This is a genomic window from Nonomuraea sp. NPDC005730, assembly GCF_040630865.1.
Classification (GTDB): domain Bacteria; phylum Actinomycetota; class Actinomycetes; order Streptosporangiales; family Streptosporangiaceae; genus Nonomuraea.
This window is the reverse complement of the sequence record NZ_JBEXYK010000097.1, coordinates 1-23,793: the sequence shown is the minus strand read 5'-3', so window position 1 is coordinate 23,793 and position 23,793 is coordinate 1. Positions and strand designations below refer to the sequence as shown.

Annotated in this window: 18 protein-coding genes; 5 read left to right on the top strand and 13 right to left on the bottom strand. The window is 73.9% G+C overall.

Annotated elements, in window-relative coordinates:
- Positions 1 to 90: 90 nt before the first annotated feature.
- The 5 genes from ABZ444_RS49105 to ABZ444_RS49085 all read right to left on the bottom strand — a co-directional run bounded on the left by ABZ444_RS49105 (position 91) and on the right by ABZ444_RS49085 (position 4,820).
- Entirely contained in the window at positions 91 to 1,263 is a 1,173-nt protein-coding gene (locus ABZ444_RS49105; RefSeq protein WP_358011703.1) for a hypothetical protein, read from the bottom strand.
- Positions 1,260 to 1,769 (bottom strand): SigE family RNA polymerase sigma factor, encoded by a 510-nt coding sequence (locus tag ABZ444_RS49100; RefSeq protein WP_358011701.1) that lies wholly within the window; start codon positions 1,767 to 1,769, stop codon positions 1,260 to 1,262. The genes ABZ444_RS49105 and ABZ444_RS49100 overlap by 4 nt, the downstream gene beginning before the upstream one ends.
- Before the next feature lie 94 nt (positions 1,770 to 1,863).
- Positions 1,864 to 3,060, bottom strand: a complete 1,197-nt coding sequence (locus ABZ444_RS49095; protein ID WP_358011699.1) for a hypothetical protein — start codon at positions 3,058 to 3,060, stop codon at positions 1,864 to 1,866.
- The gene (locus ABZ444_RS49090; protein ID WP_358011696.1) at positions 3,057 to 3,581 is read right to left on the bottom strand and encodes a sigma-70 family RNA polymerase sigma factor; all 525 of its coding nucleotides are present in this window, start codon (positions 3,579 to 3,581) and stop codon (positions 3,057 to 3,059) included. Before ABZ444_RS49090 ends, ABZ444_RS49095 begins: the two co-directional genes overlap by 4 nt.
- A 249-nt stretch (positions 3,582 to 3,830) precedes the next feature.
- On the bottom strand, positions 3,831 to 4,820 hold the full coding sequence (locus ABZ444_RS49085; RefSeq protein ID WP_358011694.1) for a LuxR C-terminal-related transcriptional regulator: 990 nt from the start codon (positions 4,818 to 4,820) through the stop codon (positions 3,831 to 3,833).
- 119 nt (positions 4,821 to 4,939) lie between these two features.
- On the opposite strand from ABZ444_RS49085, the gene ABZ444_RS49080 reads away from it, so the two are divergent.
- Positions 4,940 to 6,064 (top strand): hypothetical protein, encoded by a 1,125-nt coding sequence (locus ABZ444_RS49080; protein WP_358011692.1) that lies wholly within the window; start codon positions 4,940 to 4,942, stop codon positions 6,062 to 6,064.
- 60 nt (positions 6,065 to 6,124) lie between these two features.
- Here ABZ444_RS49080 and ABZ444_RS49075 read toward each other — a convergent pair whose 3' ends face one another.
- The 7 genes from ABZ444_RS49075 to ABZ444_RS49045 form a co-directional block, all read right to left on the bottom strand.
- Complete coding sequence (locus ABZ444_RS49075; RefSeq protein ID WP_358011690.1) at positions 6,125 to 7,066, bottom strand: pyridoxal-phosphate dependent enzyme; 942 nt, start codon at positions 7,064 to 7,066, stop codon at positions 6,125 to 6,127.
- Positions 7,063 to 12,294 (bottom strand): amino acid adenylation domain-containing protein, encoded by a 5,232-nt coding sequence (locus tag ABZ444_RS49070; RefSeq protein ID WP_358011688.1) that lies wholly within the window; start codon positions 12,292 to 12,294, stop codon positions 7,063 to 7,065. Before ABZ444_RS49070 ends, ABZ444_RS49075 begins: the two co-directional genes overlap by 4 nt.
- Positions 12,291 to 12,920, bottom strand: coding sequence for a phosphopantetheine-binding protein (locus ABZ444_RS49065; RefSeq protein ID WP_358011686.1), 630 nt, complete (start codon positions 12,918 to 12,920; stop codon positions 12,291 to 12,293). Before ABZ444_RS49065 ends, ABZ444_RS49070 begins: the two co-directional genes overlap by 4 nt.
- Entirely contained in the window at positions 12,842 to 15,889 is a 3,048-nt protein-coding gene (locus ABZ444_RS49060) for an amino acid adenylation domain-containing protein (protein ID WP_358011684.1), read from the bottom strand. Before ABZ444_RS49060 ends, ABZ444_RS49065 begins: the two co-directional genes overlap by 79 nt.
- A 976-nt stretch (positions 15,890 to 16,865) precedes the next feature.
- The gene (locus ABZ444_RS49055; RefSeq protein ID WP_358011681.1) at positions 16,866 to 17,357 is read right to left on the bottom strand and encodes a tetratricopeptide repeat protein; all 492 of its coding nucleotides are present in this window, start codon (positions 17,355 to 17,357) and stop codon (positions 16,866 to 16,868) included.
- A gap of 97 nt (positions 17,358 to 17,454) precedes the next feature.
- A complete protein-coding gene (locus ABZ444_RS49050; protein WP_358011679.1) occupies positions 17,455 to 17,814 on the bottom strand; it encodes a hypothetical protein in 360 nt (119 codons plus the stop codon).
- Positions 17,815 to 17,858: 44 nt separating this feature from the next.
- A complete protein-coding gene (locus tag ABZ444_RS49045) occupies positions 17,859 to 18,266 on the bottom strand; it encodes a VOC family protein (RefSeq protein WP_358011677.1) in 408 nt (135 codons plus the stop codon).
- A gap of 84 nt (positions 18,267 to 18,350) precedes the next feature.
- Between ABZ444_RS49045 and ABZ444_RS49040 the strand changes: the two genes are divergently transcribed.
- Positions 18,351 to 18,926, top strand: a complete 576-nt coding sequence (locus ABZ444_RS49040; RefSeq protein ID WP_358011674.1) for a TetR/AcrR family transcriptional regulator — start codon at positions 18,351 to 18,353, stop codon at positions 18,924 to 18,926.
- 118 nt (positions 18,927 to 19,044) lie between these two features.
- On the opposite strand, the gene ABZ444_RS49035 is transcribed toward ABZ444_RS49040, so the two are convergent.
- Positions 19,045 to 20,199 (bottom strand): cellulose binding domain-containing protein, encoded by a 1,155-nt coding sequence (locus ABZ444_RS49035; protein WP_358011671.1) that lies wholly within the window; start codon positions 20,197 to 20,199, stop codon positions 19,045 to 19,047.
- Between the two features lie 203 nt (positions 20,200 to 20,402).
- Here ABZ444_RS49035 and ABZ444_RS49030 point away from each other — a divergent pair, with 203 nt between their 5' ends.
- The 3 genes from ABZ444_RS49030 to ABZ444_RS49020 form a co-directional block, all read left to right on the top strand.
- Positions 20,403 to 20,795, top strand: coding sequence for a VOC family protein (locus ABZ444_RS49030; protein ID WP_358011668.1), 393 nt, complete (start codon positions 20,403 to 20,405; stop codon positions 20,793 to 20,795).
- Positions 20,792 to 21,667, top strand: a complete 876-nt coding sequence (locus tag ABZ444_RS49025) for a sigma-70 family RNA polymerase sigma factor (RefSeq protein ID WP_358011665.1) — start codon at positions 20,792 to 20,794, stop codon at positions 21,665 to 21,667. The genes ABZ444_RS49030 and ABZ444_RS49025 overlap by 4 nt, the downstream gene beginning before the upstream one ends.
- Before the next feature lie 110 nt (positions 21,668 to 21,777).
- Positions 21,778 to 23,793: BTAD domain-containing putative transcriptional regulator (locus tag ABZ444_RS49020; protein WP_358011662.1), on the top strand; the 2,016-nt coding region annotated here is incomplete at its 3' end.

Sequence of the window (23,793 nt, the reverse complement as noted above, 5' to 3'; positions counted from 1 at the left end):
TGCGGTTGCGAGGGTGTCCAGTTCGGTCGTCACAACCCGAGAATGGACATCCTCGCCCTATCTCCGCAGCTATGCCTTGGACTCATTCATCTAGTTGCGCCGGGTGAGCACCCACTGCCAGGCCTCGTCGCCGCCGCGGTCGCGGCTGCCGGTGAGCTGGATCATCCGCTCGCCGTCGGCGCTCGCCAGCGCCAGGCCGTTGTCGAACTCGCTCTCGCACGAGCCCGCGCAGCCCAGCACCACCACGTTGTCGTTGTCGGCCCAGGCCAGGTGCTGCAGCACCAGCTGCCTGCCCGGCACCGACGGCGGCAGGTCGCGGTCCAGCACCAGCCGGCCGTCGGGCGAGACCTTCGACCAGCCCGAATAGTCGATGTACCGGTCGCCGGCCGGGCCGTCCCGGCGGGTGCCGTCGAGGCCGAGCCACAACCTGTCGGGCATGGTGTCGGTGGGCTCCCAGAGCATGGACCCGTCCAGGCTCCAGCCGAGGTCCTGGCGCGCGTTCATGTTCCCGGGGTTGCCGTCGCGGTCCAGCGGCGGCAGCGGGTGGTAGGCCGCCTGGCCGGTGGCGACGTCGATGACGTAGTAGCCGATCCGGGGCCGGACGAACTCCTCGACGGTGTAGGAGTCCTTGCCCACCTGCTTCCGGCTCTGCTCCGGATACTGCGAGTACGCCGTGGCCAGCACCTTGGTGCCGTCCGGCGACCAGACCAGCGAGCCGACGTCGTGCTCCAGGTCGATCCAGGCCAGGGCCTGCCGGGTGTTCATGTCGACGATCCCCACCCGCCTGCCGATCCGCTCGCCCTGGAGCACCGCCGCGAGCTGGAGCCCCGGTGCCACGTCCAGCCAGGCCCACGCGGTCTTCTCGTAGCCGTCGGAGCGGGGGTCGTACAGGTACCAGGTGCGCCGCACGCGCTCGCCGCCGTCGGACGCCTTCTCCAGCCAGGTGGTGAAGTAGGCGGAGACGGCCACGTCCCCCGCCGCCACGAACTTCTTCGGCGGCGCGTTCTCGACGTCGGCGCGCACGTCCGTGGACGTCACCGAGGGGCGGACGGGCACGGTGACCCCGTTCGCCGGGCGCACGGTCGTGCTCCGGCCGTGCAGCCCGACGGCCAGCACCGCCACGACGACGGCCACCCCGGCGGCCAGCACCATCGCCATGACCGGCGGCCGGGCACGCCGCCGTAGCGCCCGGTCGGCCAGGTCGTGCGGCACCCGCACCTCGTCGGCCCACTCCTCCATGGTGTCGCGAAGCAGCCGGTTCATGTGGTGACCTCCAGTTCCGCAGCCAGTTCCGGGGCGATCTGCCGCAGCCGGGCGAGCGACCGGAACGTGGTGCTCCGCACCGTGCCGACCGAGCAGGCCAGCATGGCGGCGATCCGGTCCTCCGGCAGGTCCTCGAAGTAGCGCAGCACCAGCACGGCACGCTGCCTCGGGGTGAGCCGGGCCAGGGCGGCGCGCAGCACCATGCGCAGGTCGCTCTGGTGCGTGCCGTCGGCCTCCGGCCGGTCGGGCGGCTCCGCCTGGACCACCTCGCCGCGCCGCCCGATCGCCCGCCACCAGTTCACCTGCTGCCGGTACATGATCTGCCGGACGTACGCCTCGGGGGCGTCCACCTGCCGCCACCGGGCCGCCAGCTTGGCCAGCGCGGCCTGCACGAGATCCTCGGCCGCGTGCTGGTCGCCGCCGCTGAGCATGAACCCGAGCCGCATCAGGGCAGGCGAGCGCGCAGAGACGAACTCGCGGAAGCCTTGCTCGTCCGCAGGGTCCACGACCACCTCCAAACGTGTGAATGACATCCCTGAGACGCGCGCGGGGCACTCCCGCTATGCCTGTCCGGCCGGACGATTCTCGGGCGGCTCTCGCTCAGCGGCCGGCCGCCTTCAGGTCGATCACCACCTGGGTGCCCTGTGCCGTCCGGAACCAGACAACGCCCTCCTGGGTGTTCAGCGTGGGCGGGGCCTTGTCGCCCCTGCGCGTCGGCACGGGGAAGAGCCGGCCGGTGCGCCTGGTGGCGACGTCGTGCAGGGCCAGGGCGCGGCCGCCGCCGGCGTCCCCCTGGTTGAGCAGGACGAAGCGGCCGGAGATGAGCGTTCCCGTGGCATTGCCGGGCAGGTCGCGGCGGTCGGTTCCGTCGCGCCGCCAGGCCGTCTTCCAGTTGAGGCACCACACCGGGCCGCAGTCGGCCCACGACGAGCGCTTCTTGGCCGGGACCGCGTTCCTGGACCTGCCGGTGAGCACGTTCTTCAGGTGCTCCAGAGGCCGGGCGACGGGGTGGTCGACCGTCCGGTCGTGCACCGGCCATCCGGCCCAGGGCCACTCGACCAGGTAGAAGCCCTTCGTCCCGCTGATCAGGGACACGTTCCCGCCCTTGAGCGGGGCCCGGTAGACGCCGCCGTCGGCGGGCGACCACACGGCCATGCCGCCGGCGATGGCCAGCTTCTTGATCCCGGTGTAGGCGTTGTCGCTGGACACCACGGCCCTCAGCGCCGCGATCCGCTGCGGGACGCCTCCGGTGACGGGCACCGCCCAGATCTCCGTCCGGTCGTCCCGGAACGCCGACCACGCCAGGTAGCCGTCGCCGAAGACCAGCGGCTCGTTCGTGACCTGGACGTCCTGCAGCGGCGCGATCTGGGTGAACACGCGCTTGTCGAGGTCGTACGACCAGATGCCGTCGAGCCGGTTCCCGGAGAGCCCCCGGCCGGCCACCACCCGGTCGGCGACGAACACGTCGGGCTTGAAGACCCGGCCGCCGGGGCCCGTCGCCGGGATCTCGTGCACCGCGTCCGGCCACATCTGCTCGACCGGCGGCGACAGGCGGCCGGCGGCCGCCGCTGGCGGGGCCGCGGCGGACGGCGGCGCGGAGCCGAACGTCCGGGTCCCCAGGACGGTGACGCCCACCACGGCGGCGGTCGCGGTCGCCACCGCCACCGGCGCCCACCACCATCGGGCCGCCGCCGGCCCCCGGCGCGGCGACGGCGCGACCCTCGGCCGCCCGTCGTCCTGAACCGTCTCGGCCCTGGCCGCCATCGCGTCCCTGAGCCGGTCCTCGATCGTGGTCATGCTCGGCCTCCCAGCTCGCGCTCAAGCCGCTCCAGAGCTCTGGAGGCGGTGGACCGTACCGTGCTCTGCCGCAGGCGCGTCGCCTCGGCGATGTCGGCGTCGGACAGGTCGAGGTAGTAACGCAGGACGAGAACCTCGCGCTGCCGTCCGGGCAACCGGCTGAGCGCCGCCAGCATCTCCTGCCGCGACTCGCCCAGGAGCGCGATCGTCTCGGCCGAGTCCACCGGGTCGTCCCGCCGCCGCAGGATCGCCCTGGCGGCGACACTCCGCCTGCGCAGCAGCGAGCGCGCGGCGTTCAGCACGCAGACCCGCACGTACGACAGGGTGAGGGCCTCGGGGCTCTTGCCGTGCAGCCTGGAGAAGACGTCCTGGACGACGTCCTCCGCGCTCTCCCGATCGCCCACGAGCAGCAGGGCCAGGCGGACGAGGGCGAGCCGGTGCTCGCGGTACAGGCCGGTCACCACCGCGCCGGCGGCGTCGGCCGGCGGCGGCGACGCGCGGGCGACGATCTCAACATTCATGCATGAGGAACGCGCACCCGCCCCGATCCGCTGCGTGCCGGGCACGCCCCGGTTCAGGCCGGGGCGGAGCGGCCCGGCAGGTACGGCCCGACCAGGCCGGCGAGCCCGGCGGACTGGCGGCGCCCCTCCAGGTACACCCGCCCCCACCGGCTCCGATCGTGCCCGCGCCCGCGGCGAGGTGCACGTTGGATCCGCCGCCGAGAGCACCGTCCATGTACCGGCGCGCGCCCACGGTGATCGGGACGGCGGTCAGGCGTCCGGGTCGCACCAGCCGCGGCGCGCCGCGAGCAGGCCGGCCTGGAAGCGGGTGCGGGCGCCGAGCCGGTCCATCAGCTCGCTGACCCTGCGATGCACCGTGCGCAGGCTCACGCCGAGCTGCCGGGCGACCGCCTCGTCCTTGAGCCCGGCCGCGAGCAGCGTGAACAGCTCGGGGTCCGGCATGTCCGCCGGCCGGGAGCGCGCGTCGTAGAGCGGGAGCGGCAGCGCCGCCCGCCACAGGACCTCGAACAGGGCGACCAGCGCGTCGAGCAGCGACGAGGAGTGCACGATGACCGCGCTGCCGGAGTGGGCAGAGGCGTCGGCGTTCAGCGGCAGGATGGCGGTCCTCCGGTCGGCGATGGCCAGCTTCATGGGCACCTCGGGGCTCACCCTGGCCTGCTCCCCGGCCGCCGCCGACTCCTGCGCGAGGCGGAGCTTGCCGGGGATCTCCAGGGCGGAGGCGTCGTAGATGCCGCGCACGACGAGGCCGTGCGCGAGGCGTTCCATCTCGGGGGCGTTCTGCTGGGAGGGGTCCTGGGCGTACGGGGGCCGGTCGAGCACCAGGAGCTCCTCGGTCGCGGTCTGCTGCAACTGGGTGAACCGCTGCACCACGGCCGCCTGCCCCTGGACGACCTCGACCAGCTCCTCGGGGGCCAGGTTCTCCGTCCGCGGCGTCTCGGCCAGCAGCGCGAGCGCGGCCAGCCTGGCCTGGGCCAGCCCCTCCTCGCGGCGGGAGATGAGGGCGGCCACCGCCACGTCGGGCCTGGTCGGCACGTACCGGACCGGGCGGCCGGCCATGCGGCTGACCAGGCCGAGCGACTCCAGCCGGGAGCAGGCCCGGCGCAGGGCCACGGTGGTGCGGCCGGTGTGCGCGGCCAGCTCGGGCAGCGTGGTGCGCGGCCGGCGCAGCAGGGTGCGGTAGATCTGCTCGTCCTCGGCGTCCACGCCGACGGCGGCGAGGGCGTTGTCGTCCGCGTTCATGATCGAACAGTTTGACAGATACCTGCCATGGCGTGAACCAGCCGCGGGCAGACCTAGCCTGAGCATCGCATTCACCGATAGGAACGAACGCGTACCAGATTCCTGTCGGGGAGGCAGTGTTGAAGAAGGCGTTCACCATCGGACTCGCGACCGCGCTGACGGTCCTGTCGGCCGCCACGCCCGCCATGGCGCGGAGCGCCGGCGAGGGTTTCGACGGCTCGGGCTGGAGCCGGCCGGTCTGTCAGACGGTCGCCGGTGACGGCTCTGTGACGTACGCGTGGAACGACGGCAAGAAGATCGCGTCCACCAGCAAGGTGCTCGGCCCGATCGTCTACACCACCGGTCTGGTCGCGCTCGACCGCCCGAACCAGTTGCTGGCCATGTCCAACAGGCAGTTGCTGGCCTCCAAGGACGCGGGCTGCACCTGGAACGTGGCCGGCGAGGTCAAGGGCTCCTCCATCGAGCTGGTAGCCGCCGAGGGCGGCCGGGCCTACGCCTGGGACCGCGACGGCAACCTGGCGCTCGCCACGCCCGAGGGCGTCACGCCCCTCACCGGGCCGGGCGGCGACCTGATCGGGGTCGGCGTGGACCGGGGCGACGGCGACCGCCTGCGGACCTCCGACCTCCAGGGCCAGCTGCACGAGTCGCGGGACGGCGGGCGCACCTGGCAGCCCGTCGGGGTGCCGGCCTGGTCACCCAGCGACACCCGCATGTCCTACACGGCGGTGTTCGACCCGCACGACCTGGACCACGTGGTGCTCGGCGCCTCCGACACCGGCGCCCGCGTCACCTTCGACGGCGGCCGCACCTGGGCCTCGGCCGCGGGGCTGGCCGGGGACGGCGACCGGGTCAACGTGTTCAGCGCCGCGATCTCCCCGGCCGCCGGGAACGTCGTGTGGGCGATGGGGCTCAACCTGGCGGAGCTGGACGCCGGCGTGCCGTCCGGCGGCCGGCACATCTACCGCTCGGACGACGGAGGCAGGAACTTCGCCCCCGCCGTGGACCAGGACGCGGCGGTGACGATCCCCAACGGCCCGCTGCTCGCCCCGCATCCGAAGGACGCGGACGTCCTCTACTTCGACTTCGGGACCGGATGGTCGGGGATCGGCACGGACATCTACACGTACGAATCCCGCAAGGACCGCGTCACGATCAACCACAACGCCTACGACCGGGTCACCTCCATCGCCTTCAACCCCGCGCACCCGAGCGTGATGTACCTGGGGGTCTCCGAGGAGGCGTAGCACCCGTCCCCGGGCTCGCGTCCCATGGTGGTCCCGCGACCATGGGACGCGAGGGCGGGGTCACTCCGCCCGCCGGGCCGCCGGCTGGAGGGCGGGCGCCACGTTGCCGCCGGAGATGATCGCCACCACCGGGCCGTCGGGCAGAAGTGCCTGATGGGCCAGGTAGGCGGCGGTGGTCACGGCCCCGCTGGGCTCGGCGCGCTCGCCCAGCCGGTGCCACAGCAGCTCGGCGGCGGCGTCGATGTCGTCCTCGCGAACGGTCAGCATGTCGTCGACGTGCCGCCGGATGTGTTCCCAGGCCAGCTCGCCCAGGACGGGGCCGCGTAACCCGTCGGCCCGGGTGCGGTAGGTCAGCTCCACCGGCCAGGCCGTACGGCTGCCGCTGCGGAAGCTGGCCGCGCCGTCGGCGGCGAGCTCGGGCTCGACGCCGATCACGGTGATCGCCGGGTCGGCGGCCTTGGCCGCCACCGCGACGCCGGCCAGCAGACCGCCGTTGCAGACGGGCACCAGGATCGTGCCCGCCTCCGGAAGGTCGAGGGCGATCTCCGCCCCGGCGCTGCCGTGCCCGGCGATCACGTCGAAGTCGTCGGAACGCACGACGGTCGCCCCGAGATGGTCGGCCAGCGCCAGGCAGGTGACCTCGCGCAGGGCCGGCGGCACGATGACCACCTCGGCGCCGAGCCCGCGAGCGGCCTCCACCTTCAGCTCCGGCGCGGTGTCGGGCAGGACGACGGTGGCCCGCAGGCCGTGCCGGGCGGCGGCGTAGGCGATGGCCTGGGCGTGGTTGCCCGAGGACTGGGCCACGACGTGCGTGATGCCCCGCCCGGCCAGCCGGGCCACCGCGTTGGCGGCGCCGCGCACCTTGAACGAGGCGGTGGGCTGCCGGTTCTCGGGCTTGAGCCACAGGCGTTCGCCGGGCAGCCGCAGCAGCGGCGTGCGCCGGACGAACGGGGCGATGCGGGCCGCGGCGGCCCGCACTTCGGACGCGGATACCAAGGTCATCCGTTCAGCACCTTCTCCTGGATCGCGTTCAGGTCGGCGGCGGCCTCCGAGGGCGGCGCCGCGTCCGGGATGAGGTCCTCGATGTGGTGCAGCGGCCGGTGACGCAGCCCGAGCAGGCCCCAGACCACCAGCAGGACGCCGCTGGCCAGCAACACCGACGCGGCGCCGCCGCCCGGCCGGGAGGACAGCGGCTCCGCCCATTCGGCCAGCGGCCCGGCCGACAGGAAGCCCAGCGGCTGCATGGCCGTGGCCAGCATGACGTTCACCGCCAGCACCCGGCCCTGCAGGTCCGGCCCGACCTTGGTCTGGATGACGGACAACCAGTGCGCGTTGCCGATGCTCATGCAGGCCAGCCGTACGAACAGGCCGACCGCGACCAGCCCCACGACGGGCCACGCGCCCATCAGGACGACACCGACCCCGGAGCCGATCACGAAGCCGATCATGCCGGTCGCCCGGCGGCGGCTGCCGCCCCACACCAGGATCACGCCCGTGCCCACCGCCACGCCGAGTCCTCCGGCGGCCGTCACCACGCCCAGGTCGGCCGAGCTGCCGATGGACAACACGATCGGGGTGATGAGCACCCACATCAGCGCGGTGCAGAAGTTGACCACCGCGAAGAAGACCGCCATCACCAGCAGCGGCCGCCGCCGGCGGATGAAGTGCCACCCGCCGCTCAGCGCCGCCCGGAAGCTCTCCTCCCGCCGGTGGAACAGCCGGTTCGGGAACCTGACCGTGAGCAGCGTCCCCACGCCGATCGCGAAGGTGGCCACGTCGATGGAGATCACCGCCGACAGCCCGAACAGGCCGATCAGCGCCCCGCCCGCGAGCGGGGCCACCACGTTGCCCGCACCGAACCCCAGGTTGGCCATGGCGTTGGCCTGCGGCAGGTACGGCTTGGGCACCAGCTGCGCGATCGCGGCCAGGTAGGCGGGCTGGTGGAACGCCGTGACCATCGAGGTGACGGCGACGACGAGACAGACGTTCCACAACTCCAGCCGGCCGGTCGCCATCAGCAGCACCAGCGCCCCCATCGCCAGCCCGGACAGGGCGTCGCAGGCGAGCATGATGCGCCGCCGGTCCACCCGGTCGGCCAGCGCGCCGCCCAGCGGGGTGAGCAGCACGGCCGGGATCTGCGCCAGCATCGTGACCAGCGCGAGGTCCAGGATCTCGCCGCTGCGCTGGTAGGCCCAGATGCCCAGCGCGAAGGCACTGAGGGCGTTGCCCACCGCCGACACGAACTGCCCGCCGGCGACGGTGTAGAAGGAGCGCAGGCCGGTCCGGTCAGGTGCGCGCACCGGATCCGGGAGCTCCCCGTCCGACCAGCGCCTCAGCTGGTCGAACAGCAGGGCGGCCAGCGGCTCGGCCTGATGGCGCAGGAAGTAGTGCCCGGCCCTGGGCAGCACGGCGTGCGCCACCCTCGACGCGAAGGCCCCCCATTCGGCGTAGCGCTCCTCGTGCAGCTGGGTGGCCCGGTCCCGCTCGCCCACCAGGCACAGGATCGGCGCGCCCAGCCGCGGGCCGTCGGCGGCCAGCTCCCGGGTGAACCACTCCTGCGCCTGCGTGGAGTCGTGGCGCATGGCGCGCACCGCGGTCTCCTTGGCCGCCTCGTCCATGTCGTCGAGCAGGCCGCCCGACGCCCGCAGCGCGTCGCGGAACAGCCGGTCGGAGACCAGGCGGTCGCCGCGGAACAGCTTCCTGGCCAGGCCGGGCAGCCGGGCGGACGGGAAACTGCCCGCCGCGATCACGCCCAGCACCGGCACGCCGTCGGCCTCCAGCCTGCGGGCCAGCGCCACGGCCGGCGCGGAGCCGACGCAGTGGCCGTACACGGCCACCGGACGGCTGATCGAGGACTTCGCCACCTCGGCGGACAACGCCTCGACGAGCTCCTCCAGAGGCAGCGGCAGCTCCTCGGGCCGGGCGGGGTCGTGGCCGGGCAGCTCGACCGACAACACCTCCACCCGGTCTCCGAGTGCGGCCGCCAGCGGCTGGTACACCGCCGCGGAACCGCCGCCGTACGGCACGCAGAGCAGGGTGAACTCGCTGGCCGGGCCCCCGCCCAGCCGGTGCAGCAATCCCGCGCCGCCCTCCTGGCCGAGGAAGGCGGCCAGCTGGGCGACGGTGGGCCGGGTGAACAGGTCGATCACGCGCAGGCCGCGGCCGATCTCCTTGACCGCGCGGATGGCGGCGAAGGAGTCCCCGCCCAGCGCGAAGAAGTCGTCGTGGGCGCCGATCTCGGCCACGTCGAGCACCTTCGCCCACGCCTGGGCCACCAGCCGCTCGGCCGCCGTGCCGGGCGGCACGAAGGCGGTGGCTTCGGGCTTGGGCTCGGGGAGGGCGGCTCGGTCGATCTTGCCGTTGGGGTTGAGGGGGAGGTGGTCGAGGGTGACGATGTGGGTGGGGACCATGTAGTCGGGCAGTCGTTCGCGCAGTGCCGAGCGGACCGCCGGTATGTCCAGGGCTGCGGGGGTGATCCAGGCGGCCAGTTGTCTGGCCTTGCCCTCGCCGATGGGGAGGACGACGGCTTCGGCGATCTGGGGCAGGGCGCGCAGGGCGGTGGCGACCTCGCCGAGTTCGACGCGGTAGCCGCGGACCTTGACCTGGTCGTCGACTCGGCCGCGGAACTCGATCTGTCCGTCGGTGGTGAGGCGGAGCAGGTCGCCGCTGCGGTAGCAGCGGTCGTGGCCGGTGAGCGGGTCCGGGACGAACCGCTCGGCGGTCAGTTCGGGGAGCCCGATGTAGCCGCGGGTCACCCCTGGGCCGCCGACGACCAGCTCACCTGGCACGCCGGGCGGGACCGGCCGCAGCCGGGCGTCGACCAGGTGCCCGTAGATCCCGGGCAGCGGCGTGCCCAGCGGGACGATTCCCTTTCGCTGCTCGGCCGGCACCTGGTCGGTTTCGCAGACCAGGCAGATCATGGTGGATTCGGTGTGGCCGTAGTGGCTCTGGATGCGCAGGCCGGGTTTGGCGTCCTGGGCTCGTTCGACGAGGTCCCAGGGGCAGGCTTCGCCGGCGAGGATCAGGAGTTTGTCTGGGAGGACGGTGGTCAGGTCGCCGCCGGAGGCCAGGAGTTCGAGGTGGCTGGGGACGCATTTGACGACGTCGACGTGGTGGTGGGTGAGGTGGTCGGCGAAGGCGGTGGGGTCCATCGCGATCTCGCGGGGCAGCAGGTGGACGGTGCCGCCGGTGGTCAGCGCGCCGAACACGCAGGTGAGGCCGAAGTCGGCCGCCGGGGTGGACACCACGGCGAACGTGCCGCCGGGGACGTCGATGCGGGGGAGCATCCCGGTGAGGTAGCTGAGCACGTTGCGGTGTTCGGCGGCGACGGCCTTGGGGGTGCCGGTGGAGCCGGAGGTGAAGATGACGTGGTGCAGGTGTTCGGGCCGGACCTCCACGCGGGGCCGATCGGCGGGCAGGTCGGGTAGTCGGTCCAGTTCCAGGACCCGCACGTGCGGGCCGAGGCGGTCGGTGAACTCCGACATCGTGACCACGGCTCGGACTCCGGCGGCGTCGAGCATGGTCGCGATCCGCGCGGCCGGATAGGTCGGGTCCATGGGCAGATATCCGCCGCCGGACTTCTGGATGCCGAACAGCGCGCATGCCAGTGCGGCGCCGGACTCCAGCAGCACGCCGACCGGTTCGTCCGCGTGTACTCCGGCCTTGATCAGCCAGTGCGCGATGCGGTTGGCGGAGGATTCCAGTTCGGCGTAGGACAGGTTGCGGTCGGCCCCCACTACGGCGGGCGCGTCCGGGGTGGTGTCCACCCATCGTTCGATCAGGTGGTGCACGGCCTCGCCGGGCGCGTTCGTGGGGGTGGGGCCGGCCAGGGCGGGCCCGGTCACCGGCTCCAGCGGCACCGCCCCGACCGGCGCGTCCAGGTCGGACAACATCCCGTCCAGCAGGGCGAGGTACCAGTCCACCAGCCTGCGGACGGTCGCCTCGTCGAACAGGTCGGTGCGGAATTCGAGCACGCCGTCGAACCCGTCCCCGCGATCCTCCAGCGTCAGGTTGAGGTCGAACTTGGCCGTCGGCGACGTCAGCCGCTCGGCCACGACCTCGACCCCGGGCAGGCTCATCGGCGTGACGCTGTCGTAGACGTTCAGCATCACCTGGAACAGCGGGGTGACCGACAGGTTCCGCTCCGGCTGCAACCGCTCCACGATCCGCTCGAACGGCGTGCGGCTGTGGGTGAAGGCGTCCAGCGCGGTCGTGCGGGCCCGGGTCAGCAGCTCGCGCCCGGTGGGGTCGCCGCCGACGTCGGTACGCAGCACCAGGGTGTTGAGGAAGCAGCCCACCACGCCCTCGGTGTCGGGATGGTGCCGCCCGGCGTGCGGAACGCCCACCGCGATGTCGTCGCTGTCGGCCAACCGGCCCAGCAGCGCCTGCAACCCGGCCAGGAAGACCATGAACGGCGTCGTCCCGGCGGTGGCCCGCACCCTGGCCGCCAGCTCCCCGTGCACCTCGAAGCCGACCGTGCGCCCCCGCCAGGCCGGCACGGCGGGACGGGGCCGGTCGGTGGGCAGGTCGAGCACCGGGGCCAGCCCGGTCAGCCGCCGCGCCCACCAGTCCAGGTCGGTCTCGCCGGTCGTGTCGTGCGCGTTCTGGCCGGTCTCCCAGGCGGCGACGTCGGAGTACTGCAGGGCAGGGGGCTCCGGCCGGGGGCCGTCGCCGAGCCGGGCCGTGTACAGTGCCGACAGGTCGCGCAGCAGCACCCGCTCCGACCAGGCGTCGGTCACGATGTGGTGCAGGACCAGCACGAGCACGTGGTCGTCGGCGCCGAGCCGGAACACCGTGGCCCGCATGGGCGGCTCGGCGTCCAGCCGGAAGGGCCGCCAGGCCTCGGCCCGCAGCTCCCGCTCCAGCGACTCGGGGGTCACCTCCACCACGCTGACGGGCACGCCGGCGGCCGGCCGCACCCGCCGGCCCTCGATGACGCCGCGCAGCACCCAGTGCCGCTCGCCCACGTCGGCCAGCGCGCCGGTGAGGGCGTCGAGGTCCACCGGCCCGCGCAGCCGCAGCGCCTGCGGCACGTTGTAGGCGGGGGAGTCCGGCTCCAGCTGCGCCAGGAACCACAGCCGCTCCTGGAGCGGGGACAGCGGCATGTCCGCGGCCGACAGAGCCGGAATGCCCGCAGGAGCGGCTTCCCCAAGGGACTCGGCCGCGGCCCGCGCCGCCGCGAGCCGGGAACGGAGCAGGTCGGCGACCCGGTCCCGCTGCACCTCGGTCATGCCTCCACCCCGTCCGTCAGGTCGGCGAGCAGCAGCTCTTCCAGGCCGGCGGCGAAGTCGGCGAGCACCGGACGGTCGAAGAGCAGCCGCACCGGCACCGCGAGCTGCAGGACCTCGCGGAGCCGTCCGGCCACGCGGGTGGCGGCGAAGGAGCTGCCGCCGAGGGCGAAGAAGTCGTCGTCGGCCCAGACGGCCGGACGGCCGAGCACCGCCGACCAGATCGAGGCGACCATGATCTCGGCGTCGCTGCCGGGGGCGACCCGTTCGGCCCGCGGGCCGTCGCCGGGCTCGGGCAGGGCGTCCCTGTCCACCTTGCCGCTGGACAGGGTGGGTAGCGCGGCCAGCGCCACCCACCGCCGCGGCACCATGTGGTCGGGCAGCCGTGAGCGCAGATGTCGCTCCACCGCCGCCGGATCGGCCGTCTCGGGCGTGACGTAGCCGACCAGGTGGGCCTGGGCGCCCGTGCCGGACACGGTCACCGCGCCCCGGGCCACCTCGTGCAGCACGGCCTCCACCTCGCCCAGCTCGATACGGTAGCCGCGGACCTTCACCTGGTGGTCGCGGCGGCCGTGGAACTCCAGCGTCCCGTCGGGCCGCCAGTGCGCGAGGTCCCCCGTCCGGTACACCTGCCGCCGGGGACGAAGGGATCGTCCACGAATCCGGACAGACCCGGACGGTTCCGGTATCCCCGGGCCACGCCAGCGCCGCCCAGCAGCAGCTCGCCCACCGTGCCCGGCGGCAGCAGCCGCAGCCGCGGGTCGACGACGTAGGCCCGCTCGCCGGGCATCGGCGAGCCGATCGGCACCGGGCTCGGCTCGGCGACGGACACGCGGTGCATGGTCGAGGTGACGGTGGCCTCGGTGGGCCCGTAGGCGTTCCACAGCTCGCCGGCCCGCGCCAGGATCTCCGCGGCCAGGCCCGGGTCCAGCGCCTCGCCGCCGGTGACCGCGCGCAGCTCCGCGTCGCCCGTCCAGCCGGCCTCGATCAGCATCCGGTACGCCGTCGGCACCAGGTCGAGCACCGTGGCCTTGGCGGCCGCCTCGGCCAGCGCGTGACCGTCCCTGGCGGTGGCCCGGTCCACCACCACGCTGGTGCCGCCGCAGGTCAGGACCGTCCACAGCTCGGAGGCCGCGGCGTCGAACGTCAGCGGCGCCACGGCCGGCTGCACGTCGTCCGGGCCCAGGCGCAGCGCGGCCGCGGTGCCCGCCACCAGGGCGGCCAGGTTCGCGTGGGTGACCTCGACGCCCTTGGGCGTGCCGGTCGAGCCGGAGGTGTACATCACGTACGCCAGGTCGCCGGGCCGGACCTCGGGCAGCTCGGCGCGGCCGTCGAGTGCCAGCCGGTCGAGGTCGAGGACGGCGAGCCCCGGCACGTCGCCCCTGGCCAGCACGACGCGGGCCCCGGCGTCCTCGGCCAGCAGCCGCAGCCGCTCGGCCGGGTGCTCGGGATCCATCGGCAGGTAGGCCGCGCCCGCCCGCCACACCGCCAGCAGGACGGCGGGCATCAGGTGGTCACGCGGCAGGCAGACGCCGACGACGTCCCCGGGCGCCACGCCGTGCTCCAGCAGCGTCGCCGCCGCCCGGTCGGCCCAGTCGTTCAGGTCGGCGAAGCTCAGCGACGTGCCGTCGGGGCCGACCACGGCCGTTCCCGTGGTGTGGGACGCGATCGACCGCGGCACGGTCGGCAGCGGCCGCGGCAGGTCCGGCCCGGCGGCCAGCGCCAGCAGCGCGGCCCGCTCGTCCGGGGTGACCAGCTCCAGTTCGCGGCCGGGGTCCGTCATGGCGTGCCGGAGCAGGGCGATCAGGCGGTCCACGTACGCCTCGGCGCGGTCCCGGTCGAGCAGGGCGGTGGCGTACTCCAGGTGCAGCTCGCCGCCGGACGCGGTGCGGTTGACCAGCACGCTGAGCTCGTGGCCGGCGGCTCCCGAACCGAGTTCGGTGAGCAGTTCCAGACCTTCCACGCGTAGGGGGACCTCGCTGTGCTGCATGGCCAGCAGCACAGCGGTGCGGGGCAGCTCGGCGGGCGGGATCTCCTGGTGGATCAGCGCCCGTGTGGTGGCGTCCGCGGCCTGGCGCACCAGGTCGCGGAAGGTCGAGGCGCGACCGGCGGCGCGCCGACCAGCCGCGTGAAGCCGAGCGTGGGCAGGGCCGCGCGGTCGACCTTGCCGGTGGGGGCCAGCGGCAGGCTCTCGCTGATCCCGATCCGGGCCGGGACCAGGTGGCCGGGCAGCCGGTCGCGCAGCCACTCGCGCAGCTCGGGCTCGCTCACCCCGCTCCTCGGTCGCGGCGACGTGGCCGACCAGGTGGGCGGCCCCGTCGTCGCCGGTCTGCGCCAGCACCACGGCCCGCCGCACCGCGGGGTGGCCGCCCAGCACGGCCTCCACCTCGCCGAGCTCGACCCGGATGCCGCGGATCTTGACCTGGTCGTCGGCCCGGCCCGCGTAGCGCAGCTCGCCGTCCACCCGGCGGACCAGGTCGCCGCTGCGGTAGACGCGGCCGCCGTCCGGGCCGGAGCCGAACGCGGGGGAGCCCACCCCCAGGTATCCGCGGGCCACCACGGGGCCGCCGATCCACAACTCGCCCAGCTCGCCGTCCTGGACGGGCAGGCCCTGCGCGTCACGCACCGACAGCACGGCGCCGGCCAGCGGCTCGCCGAGGGGCGGCTCGCCGTCGAAGTCGCGTCCCGCCTCGAAGAAGGTGCAGGCGGTGCTGCACTCCGTCGGGCCGTACATGTTCAGGACGCGCCGTACGTTCGGGTTGGCGTAGATCTGGCGGATCAGCGCGGCGGTCAGCGGCTCGCCGCCCGACACCACCGTCCGCACCCCGGGCGGCAGCGGGTCGCGCAGCAGCACCGACAGCGCGGAGGGGACGCCGAAGACCGTCGTCACCTCGTCACGGGCGGGCAGGGACGGCAGCGCCAGCAGGTTCTCCGCCATGATCACCGTGCCACCGGCGACGAGCGGGACGAACAGCAGCATGATCGAGGCGTCGAAGCAGATCGACGCGCCGGCCAGCATGCCGCCCAGCTCCTCGGCGGTGTACGCCGACGCGCCCCAGGCCAGGAAGTTCATGGTGTTGCGGTGCTCCACGACCACGCCCTTGGGGGTCCCGGTGGAGCCGGAGGTGTAGATCACGTACGCGGCGTCGGCGGCGTCTCCCGCGACGCCGGGCGCGTCCTCGCGCGGCGCGACGTCGTCGACGTGGACGACCTGCGCGCCGGTGAGGGTGGCCCTCGCGGCTGGCGCCGTGGTGGAGAGCACGGCGGTGACCTCGGCGTTCGCGTCCATGAACCGTAAGCGCTCCGCGGGGTGGGCGGGGTCGAGCGGAACGTAGGCCGCGCCGGCCTTCCACACGCCCAGTAGCGCCGGGAGCAGCCATTCGCCCTGTTCCAGGCAGATGCCGACGTGGTGGCCGCGTCCGATGCCGCGGTTCAGCAGCGTGTGGGCGACGCCGTTGGCCCGGCGGTCCAGCTCGGCGTAGGTGAGGCGGGTGGCACCGGCTATGACGGCGACACTGTCGGGACTTTTCCTGGTCTGGATGGATATGGCCTCGTGAACGCGTGTGCCGGCCCCCGGGCCTTTCGCGTCGTCGGTCATGGTGTCTCCCCGTAAAACCCACCGCGATTGGCGGCAAATACGTACAAATTGCGCGATGAAGCATAATCCGCATGATCGCTTTGTCGAGGGCTTTCTGGGGGCGAAGTTGGCCGTCAGCGTGAATGACGCCGCGTAAGGTTTTCCGGTCAAAGTCCGGAGGTTTCTGTGACTCTCGGTAGTGGCTGATCTTCGGGGGGCGAATTCGTGATCCCGGCCGGCGGAAGAACCCCCGTTCCATGGGCGTGGGGCTGCTCTCCGGGACCGCCGACGGTCTTCGTCCTGCGTCCGTACGTGCTCGGTGGCGTGGTGGGCGTCGTGCGCCGAGCCTCCTCAGGCAAGGTCATGAGGGCGGCGGGCGTCCGAGGGGTCCATGGCGGCTCGGGGGCGACCGTCCCGGTGGTCGGAGCGGACGGGTCGGGCATCTGGTGGTTGAACCCGCGGCCGGGTGGCGCGGCCGGGTGGCGGCGTGGCGGTGGTGCTGTCCGGTGGCGTGGTCCGCGGCGCGATCGGGTGGTCCGGCGGCGGTGTGGTCCGGCGGTGTGATCGGGCGGTACGGCGGGGTGGGGCGGCGCGGTCGGGTGGCGCGCTGGGTGAGGTGCGGTTAGGTGACTGCCCAGGCCGCGCATACTCCGGCCCGCCCGGCGGTCTGGAGGCATGGAAGCCGGGCCCCTGACTCCCGGGTCGCCGGGTCCCAGATCCCCTGCCTTCGTGCCCTCCTGCGCCCTGCCCCTCGGCCCCCTGCCCCCGGGCCCCCTGCCTCTTGACCTCCGGGCCCCCCGGGCCCCCCGGGCCCCTCGGGCCCCTCGGGCCCCTCTGCCCCCGGGTCGCCGGGCGCTCGGGTGTGGCGGTGGGCTCAAGCAATTGGGGGCCGTTGTCGTCCGGAATCAGAATTGTGTTGTCGAGAGGGCCGGTGAAGGGCGGTGGCTGATATTCGCCGGGAATTGCTCGGGTGCGAAATTGCGGCGGGAAAACCGGTTCAGGATTCGGTGGTCGGGGCGACAGGGGAATTGTTGGAATTCAGCAGGCCGGCCAGCCGGTCCAGGCCGCCCTTGACGAGTCGCCCGTACCCGTCGTCGCCCAGTGCGCCGATCCCGGCTCGGGCCTGATCGAGATGGTCACGGGCGCGGTCGAGATCGCCCAGCCTGCGGTAGCACTCGCCCAGGTTCAGGTGCAGCGACGGGTACAGCGCCACCACCGGGAGCGCCACCCCGGCCTGTGCCACCCGTTCGTCGGTGACCCGGTCGGCGGCGGCCAGCGCGCGCAGGTCCCACATCAGCTCCTGGTGCACGTCGTCCTGCACGTCGGCCATCGAGTGGGCGAGAACGCAGACATGCAGCGGTTCGCCCTGCTCGCCACCGATGTCGTCCCAGATCTGCGCGAACAATTCCCGAGCGGCTTCGGGCCGGCCTTGGTGGTGATGCAAGTCCACCCCTTGGCCGATCCTGGCCATCGTCGGATCGGCGGTCATCGGTGCTCCTTCACTGTCGCGAGAAACAGCGGTCAGCGTACTTGTCCGGACCGATCCGGACGCCTGTCGAGCCGCGACCGCCGCAATTCGGCGGGCTTCATCCGCGCCGGAGACGTTCGAGGTGCGGCAGTTCCGCCGCGCGCGGGCGGCCGGGCCGGGTGTCCAGGAGCCGCCATCGGGTGGTGACCCCGTCGGGGCCGTCGAGCGTGCCCCGCGCCAGCGCGGCGTCGATGCGGGCCCGTACGTCGGCCTCGGCCGCCGCCTCGGCCGCGAACAGGACCCGCACCCGGACGACGTCGCCCCGGCGGTCGGCGGCCGTGTGGTGCGCCGCGATCGGGCAGGGCGGCTCGTGCTCCCAGTGCCCGCACAGCGCCACGGTGATCGCCGCGCCGGGGGCGCGGACATCGCTGTCCGCGTCCATGACGATCGTCGCCTCATGGGCGAAACCCGTACGCACCCTTCCATGATTGACGTACACGCACGACGGGTCCAGCGCCGGTCTCACTCGGGCGCGTACTGGGACGCGTACTCCTGTGAGGGCGGGATCGGGGTGATCACGTCCACGAGGACGCCGTTGGGGTCGGCGACGATGAAATGCCGCTGGCCGAAGTCCTCGTCGCGCAACGCCAGCTCAGGGGTCAGCCCCTCGCGCCCCACCAGGCGCTCCCACTCGGCGTCGACGTCGGCGACCTCGAAGTTGATCAGCAGCCCCGCGACCGGCCGGCGGTAGGCGGCGGGCAGCGTCGGGTGGCGATGGTCGAGCAGGGCCAGCTCGTACGGCCCGCGGCGCAGGCTCACGTACCAGTCGGCCTCGAAGGTCACCTCATATCCGAACAGCCGGACGTAGAAGTCCTTCGACGCGGTGAGATCGGCCGTGCACACCACCGGATACACGCTGCTCAGCTCCATGCGCTCCTCCTCATCAGTTTCACGTACCAACGGTATGTGGGCGTACACTATTTGGGATACCGTCGGTATGTCAAAGGGGACGCAGTGACCAGGACGGAGCAGAAGGAACGCACCCGCCGCACGTTGCTCGCCACGGCGCGGCGCCTGTTCGCGGCCAGGGGCTATGCCGGGGTGGGGCTGGCGGAGATCGTCGGCGAGTCCGGCGTCACCAAAGGCGCCCTCTACCACCACTTCGACGGCAAGCCCGACCTCTTCCGGGCCGTGCTGGAACAGGTGCAGCACGAGGTGGCCGACCGGGTGGCCGCGGCGGCGGACGCCGAGGACGACCCGTGGGCGCAGCTCAAGGCGGGCTGCGCGGCGTTCGTCGCGGCCGGCGCCGATCCCGACGTGCAGCGGATCATGCTGATCGACGGCCCCGCCGTGCTCGGCTGGAACGAGTGGCGGGCGATCGACGAGGCCACCAGCGTCCGGCACCTGACCGAGGCGCTGGCCGCGCTCGTCGCGGCCGGCGCCATCCCCGCCCAGCCGGTCGCGCCCCTGGCCCGCCTGCTGTCCGGGGCGATGAACGAGGCCGCGCTGTGGCTGGCGCAGTCCGCCCCGGACGAGCTGGCCGACACCCAGGCGGCGCTGTCCCGCCTTCTCGACGCCCTACGCGCCTGAAGCGGCGGACCCCGGCCACCGAGAGCTCGCGCTCGCCCCGGGCCGGCCGGGCGGGCTCGGCGAGGCGGGCCTGGCGACCGCCGTGGTCATCCCCGCCGAGCAGCTACAGGCCGGGGCATCAGCCGGTGGCGCAGGTCTTCCCGTTGAGCGCGAAGCTCACCGGCGAGGGCGGCGCGCCGCCGCCGTACGTGGCGGTGAACCCGACCTGGGTCTGCGAGCCGACCCCGATGACCTTGTTCCACTGCTTGTTCACGCCGGCCACCCCCGTACCGGCCTGGGTCCAGTTCGCGGACCAGCCCGAGACGAGGCGCACCGCGGCCGGCGCCGGGTAGTCGACCGTCAGCGTCCACCCGTCGACCGGGGTCGTGCCGGTGTTGCGCACGATGAGCTCGGCGTCCAGCCGCGGCCCTCCCGTCGTGGCCCGGTACGTCACCGTGCACTGCGCGCCCGACGACGGGGTGGGCGACGGCAGCCCCTCCCTGGCCGGCGCGGACAGCGGGTCCGACGGCACGCTGACGTTGCCGCCCGCGTCCTTGGCGACCACGACGTAGGTGTAGCGTTGCCCGACGACCAGGCCGGGTTCGGCGAAGTTCAGGCTCGGCGGCAGGACCGTGCCGACCCTGCGGTACGCCGTCGCCGTCTCCCGGTACACGTCGTACGCCGTCACCGCCACGTTGTCGCTCGACGGTTGCCAGCAGAACGTGACGCCCGGGTAGTCCTGCAGGCAGGCGTCGCGCAGCCCGGTGGGCCTGGACGGGGGCACGTGGTCACCCGGCAGCGGGGTCGGCGAGCTGGTCGGGGTCATCCCGAGCGTCGCCGGCACCGTGATCAGGGCGGACGGCGGGCTGAGGTGCCCCGCCAGGTCCCTGGCCACGACGTACATCGTGTACAGGCGGTTCAGCTCGCCGGAGAAGCCGCCGATCGTGCCGGTCGTGCTGCCGGCGAGGACGAAGCCGTCCGGGTCCAGGCGGTACAGATCGTACCCGGCGACGCCCGTGTCGTCGGAGGAGGCTGACCAGCAGATGGACGCGTAGCCGGTCGGGTTGGCGGCGAACGGCACCGGGCACGGCCGCAGCCCGCCGGGGCGGGTCGGCGGCGCGTCGTCGGCCGCCGCGTCGGCCGCCATGTTGTCGGCCGCGTCGTCAGCCGCGTACGCGACGTCGTGCGCCGCCGGGACGGAGGCCAGTGCCGTCCTCCCGGTCGGGCCGATCGCCAGCGCGGCGAGGAACAACGCCAGAGTGAGGATTCCGAGGGTGAGGCCAACCGCTCCCAAGGATCGTCTGCCAGGCCGCATAGGGCCCCCTTCTGATCGAGCCTGCACCCCCTCGCAGTGATCGTGAACGAGTTTTCATGTTCCGTAAAGCCGGGAATCCGCCGGGCCGGACCGGCCGTGTTACCTTTTCCCGCCGCCGCTCGTCATGGGGATGACGACCGAGAACGAACGGTCGTCAGGACCACGAGTGAATCGAGAGCAGAATGCTGACCAGCATCATGTACGCGACGGTCTACGTCACCGACCAGGACCGCGCCCTGGAGTTCTACACCGCGGGGCTCGGCCTGGAGAAGCGGATCGACGTCTCGGGGCCCGACGGCCGTTTCCTCACCGTCGGCGTGCCCGGCAGCCAGGTGCAGATCCTCCTGTGGCCGCATGCGCGGGCCGCCGGACAGCCGGGCGACGCGGGCGGGGAAGGGGCGCCGGGCCCGCTGATCCTGGAGTCCGACGACCTGCGGAAGGACTTCGAGGTCATGCGCCGGCGGGGCGTCGCCTTCGAGGAGCCGGAGCCCGAGGACTATCCGTTCGGCGTCCGCGCCGAGGCGGTGGATCCGGACGGCAACCGGATCTCCCTCCGTCAGCAGCGCAGGCCGTGACCGTGCACCCGTCCGGCACGGCGGCCGAGGCGTTCGAGGCCCAGCGCGATCGGCTGCGCGCCGTCGCCTACCGCGTGCTGGGCTCGCACGCCGACGCCGAGGACGTGGTCCAGGAGACCTGGATGCGCCTGGTCCGCCAGGACGTGCGGACGATCGGCAACCTGGCGGGCTGGCTGACCACCGTGGTCGGCCGCATCAGCCTGGACCTGCTGAGATCCCGCCAGGCCCATCCCGAGACGGCGTACGGGCAGGAGTTCGAGGACCTGCTGGTGACGCCCGCCGACGAGCCCACGCCGGACGAGCAGGCGGCGCTGGCCGACTCGGTCGGCCTCGCCCTCCTCGTGGTGCTCGACTCGCTCACCCCGAGCGAGCGGCTGGCGTTCGTCCTGCACGACCTGTTCGGGGTCCCGTTCCAGGAGATCGGCCACATCCTGGGCAGGTCCGCCGACGCCGCCAAGATGATCGCCAGCCGCGCCCGCCGCAAGGTCCGGGACACGGACCGGGCGGCGGACCCCGGCCGCGAGCACCGGGAGGCCGTCGACGCCTTCCGCGCCGCCGCGCTCGGCGGCGACTTCGAGGCGCTGCTGCGGGTCCTGGACCCGGACGTGAAGCTGACCGTCGACACCCCCGGCGGCGTGGTCATCACCCTCGGCGCCACCGCCGTCGCCGCCGGCGCCCGGATGTTCTCCGGCGAGGTCGCCCGGCAGCGGCCCGTGCTGGTGGACGGGCTCCCCGGCCACCTGTCCTGGCGCGCCGACGGGACCCCGCTGTCCGCCATCGCCTTCACCGTCGCCGGCGGCCGGATCACCGGCATCCGCATCGTCGTCGATCCGGCCAAGCTCGCCGCGCTCGACCGGCCCACCCCGGCCTGAGCCGGTTCGGTCAGGGCCGGTCCGAGCTCGGCAAGCCGTGCCGGGCCGGTCGATCGGCGCGGTGAATGTCGCGTCTGGACCGGTTCACAGGCGGCCCCTACCATGGGCGCGTGCGGCTGAACGTCCTCGGGCCCATGGAACTCGTCGTGGCCGGGCAGGCCGTACCGGTCGGGCCGCCCAAGCAGCGGGCCCTGCTCGCGCTCCTCGCGATGCACGCCGGCCGCGTGCTCTCCGCCGACCTGCTGGCCGACCGGCTGTGGGCCGGCGACCCGCCGCCGAGCGTCCAGGGAAGCCTGCAGGTGTACGTCTCCAACCTGCGCCGGCGGCTGGAGCCGGACCGGCGGCCGGGCGCGACCCCGGCCGTCCTGGTCAGCGCCGCCGACGGCTACGGCCTGATGACCGGCGGGCTCGGCCTCGACACGGCGGACTTCGGGACGCTCGTGTCGACCGGCTCCGCCCACCTGGCCGCGGGACGGCACGAGCAGGCGGCGGCCGCCCTCGCCGAGGCGCTCGGCCTGTGGCGCGGCGACCCGTACGCGGACGTGCGCGCGCAGGAGTGGGCGCAACCGGAGATCGGCCGCCTGGAACAGGTCCGGCTGGACGCGGTGGAGGCGCTGGCCGCGGCCCTGCTGGAACTGGGCCGCCACACGGACGTGGTCGCGCGGCTGGACCCGTTCGTCCGCGAGCACCCGCTGCGGGAGCGTGCCTGGGAACTGCTGGTGCTGGCCCACTACCGCGCGGGCCGGCAGGCGGCGGCCCTCGAATGCCTGCGCGGCGTGCGGGACGTGCTCGCCGGGGAACTGGGCATCGACCCGGGGCCGCGGCTGCGGGAGCTCGAAACCGCGGTGCTGCGCCAGGACGCCGCCCTGTTACCGTCTGGCAGGCCCGCCACCCCGCCGCGGACGCCGATGCGGACGGCGGCGCCCAGGGCCGCCGATCCCGCGCCGGACCAGCCGGTGTTCGTCGGCCGGGAGAGCGCGCTGGAGTTCCTGACCGAGGCGGCCGGGGCGGCGTCCGCCGCCGGGCAGGTCGTGCTGGTGGACGGCGAGCCGGGCGTCGGCAAGACGAGCCTGCTGAGACGGTTCCGCGCGGCCGCGGGCGTGCCCGTGGGCTGGGGGGCGAGCCCCGACCACGAGACCGCGCCCGCCCTGTGGCCCTGGGAACGCGTCCTGCGCGACCTCGCCGCCGCGGCCCCGCAGGCCGCCCTGCCCGGCGAGGTCGGCACGTTCCTGTCGGGCGGTCCGGAGGCGGTCCCGGCGTCCGACGCGCAGGGGGCGCGGCTGCGGTTCTTCGAGGCCGTCGGCGCGTTCCTGGCCGCGGTCGGCCCGGCGGTCGTCGTGCTGGAGGACCTGCACGCGGCCGACGACGCCACGCTGCGGCTGCTGGTCCACGTGGCCGCCACCGCCCGGCCGGGCCTGCTGCTGGTGGCGACCTTCCGGCGGCACGAGGCGTCGGCGCTCACCGGCACGCTGTCGGCGCTGTCCCGGCGCGGCGCGCGCCGGCTCGGGCTGGCCGGGCTCGCCACCGAGGAGGTGCGCGCGCTGGTCAAGGAGCTGTCCGGCCGCGATCCGGGCGGCGACGGGGCCGAGGAGCTGCGCCGGCGCACCGCCGGGAACCCGTTCTTCCTCGCCGAGCTGGCCCGGGCGGGCGACGGGCTGCCGCAGGGCGTCCTGGACGTCGTGCTGCACCGGGTGGCGGGCCTGGGGGAGGAGGCGGCCCGCGTGCTGGAGCTGGCCGCCGTGATGGGCGACGAGTTCGAGGCGGTCGTCCTGGCCAGGGTCGCCGGCGGCACGGTCGGCGACCTGCTGCCGTCGCTCGACGCGGCGCTCGGCGCGGGGCTGGTCCGGGAGTCGTCGTACCGGCTGGGCGGCTACGAGTTCGCGCACGCCCTGGTGACCGACGCGTTGTCGTCGCGCCGGTCACGGCTGTGGCGGGCGCGGGTGCACGAGCAGGTGGCGGCCGCCCTCACCGCCGTGCACGGCGACCGCGACGACCGTGACGACCGCGCGGCGGTGATCGCGCGGCACTGGCTGGCGGCGGCTGAGCTGGGCGCGGAGCCCGCCCGCATGGCGATGGACTACGCGGCCCGCGCGGCGCGGGCGGCCCTGCGACGGCACGCGCCCGAC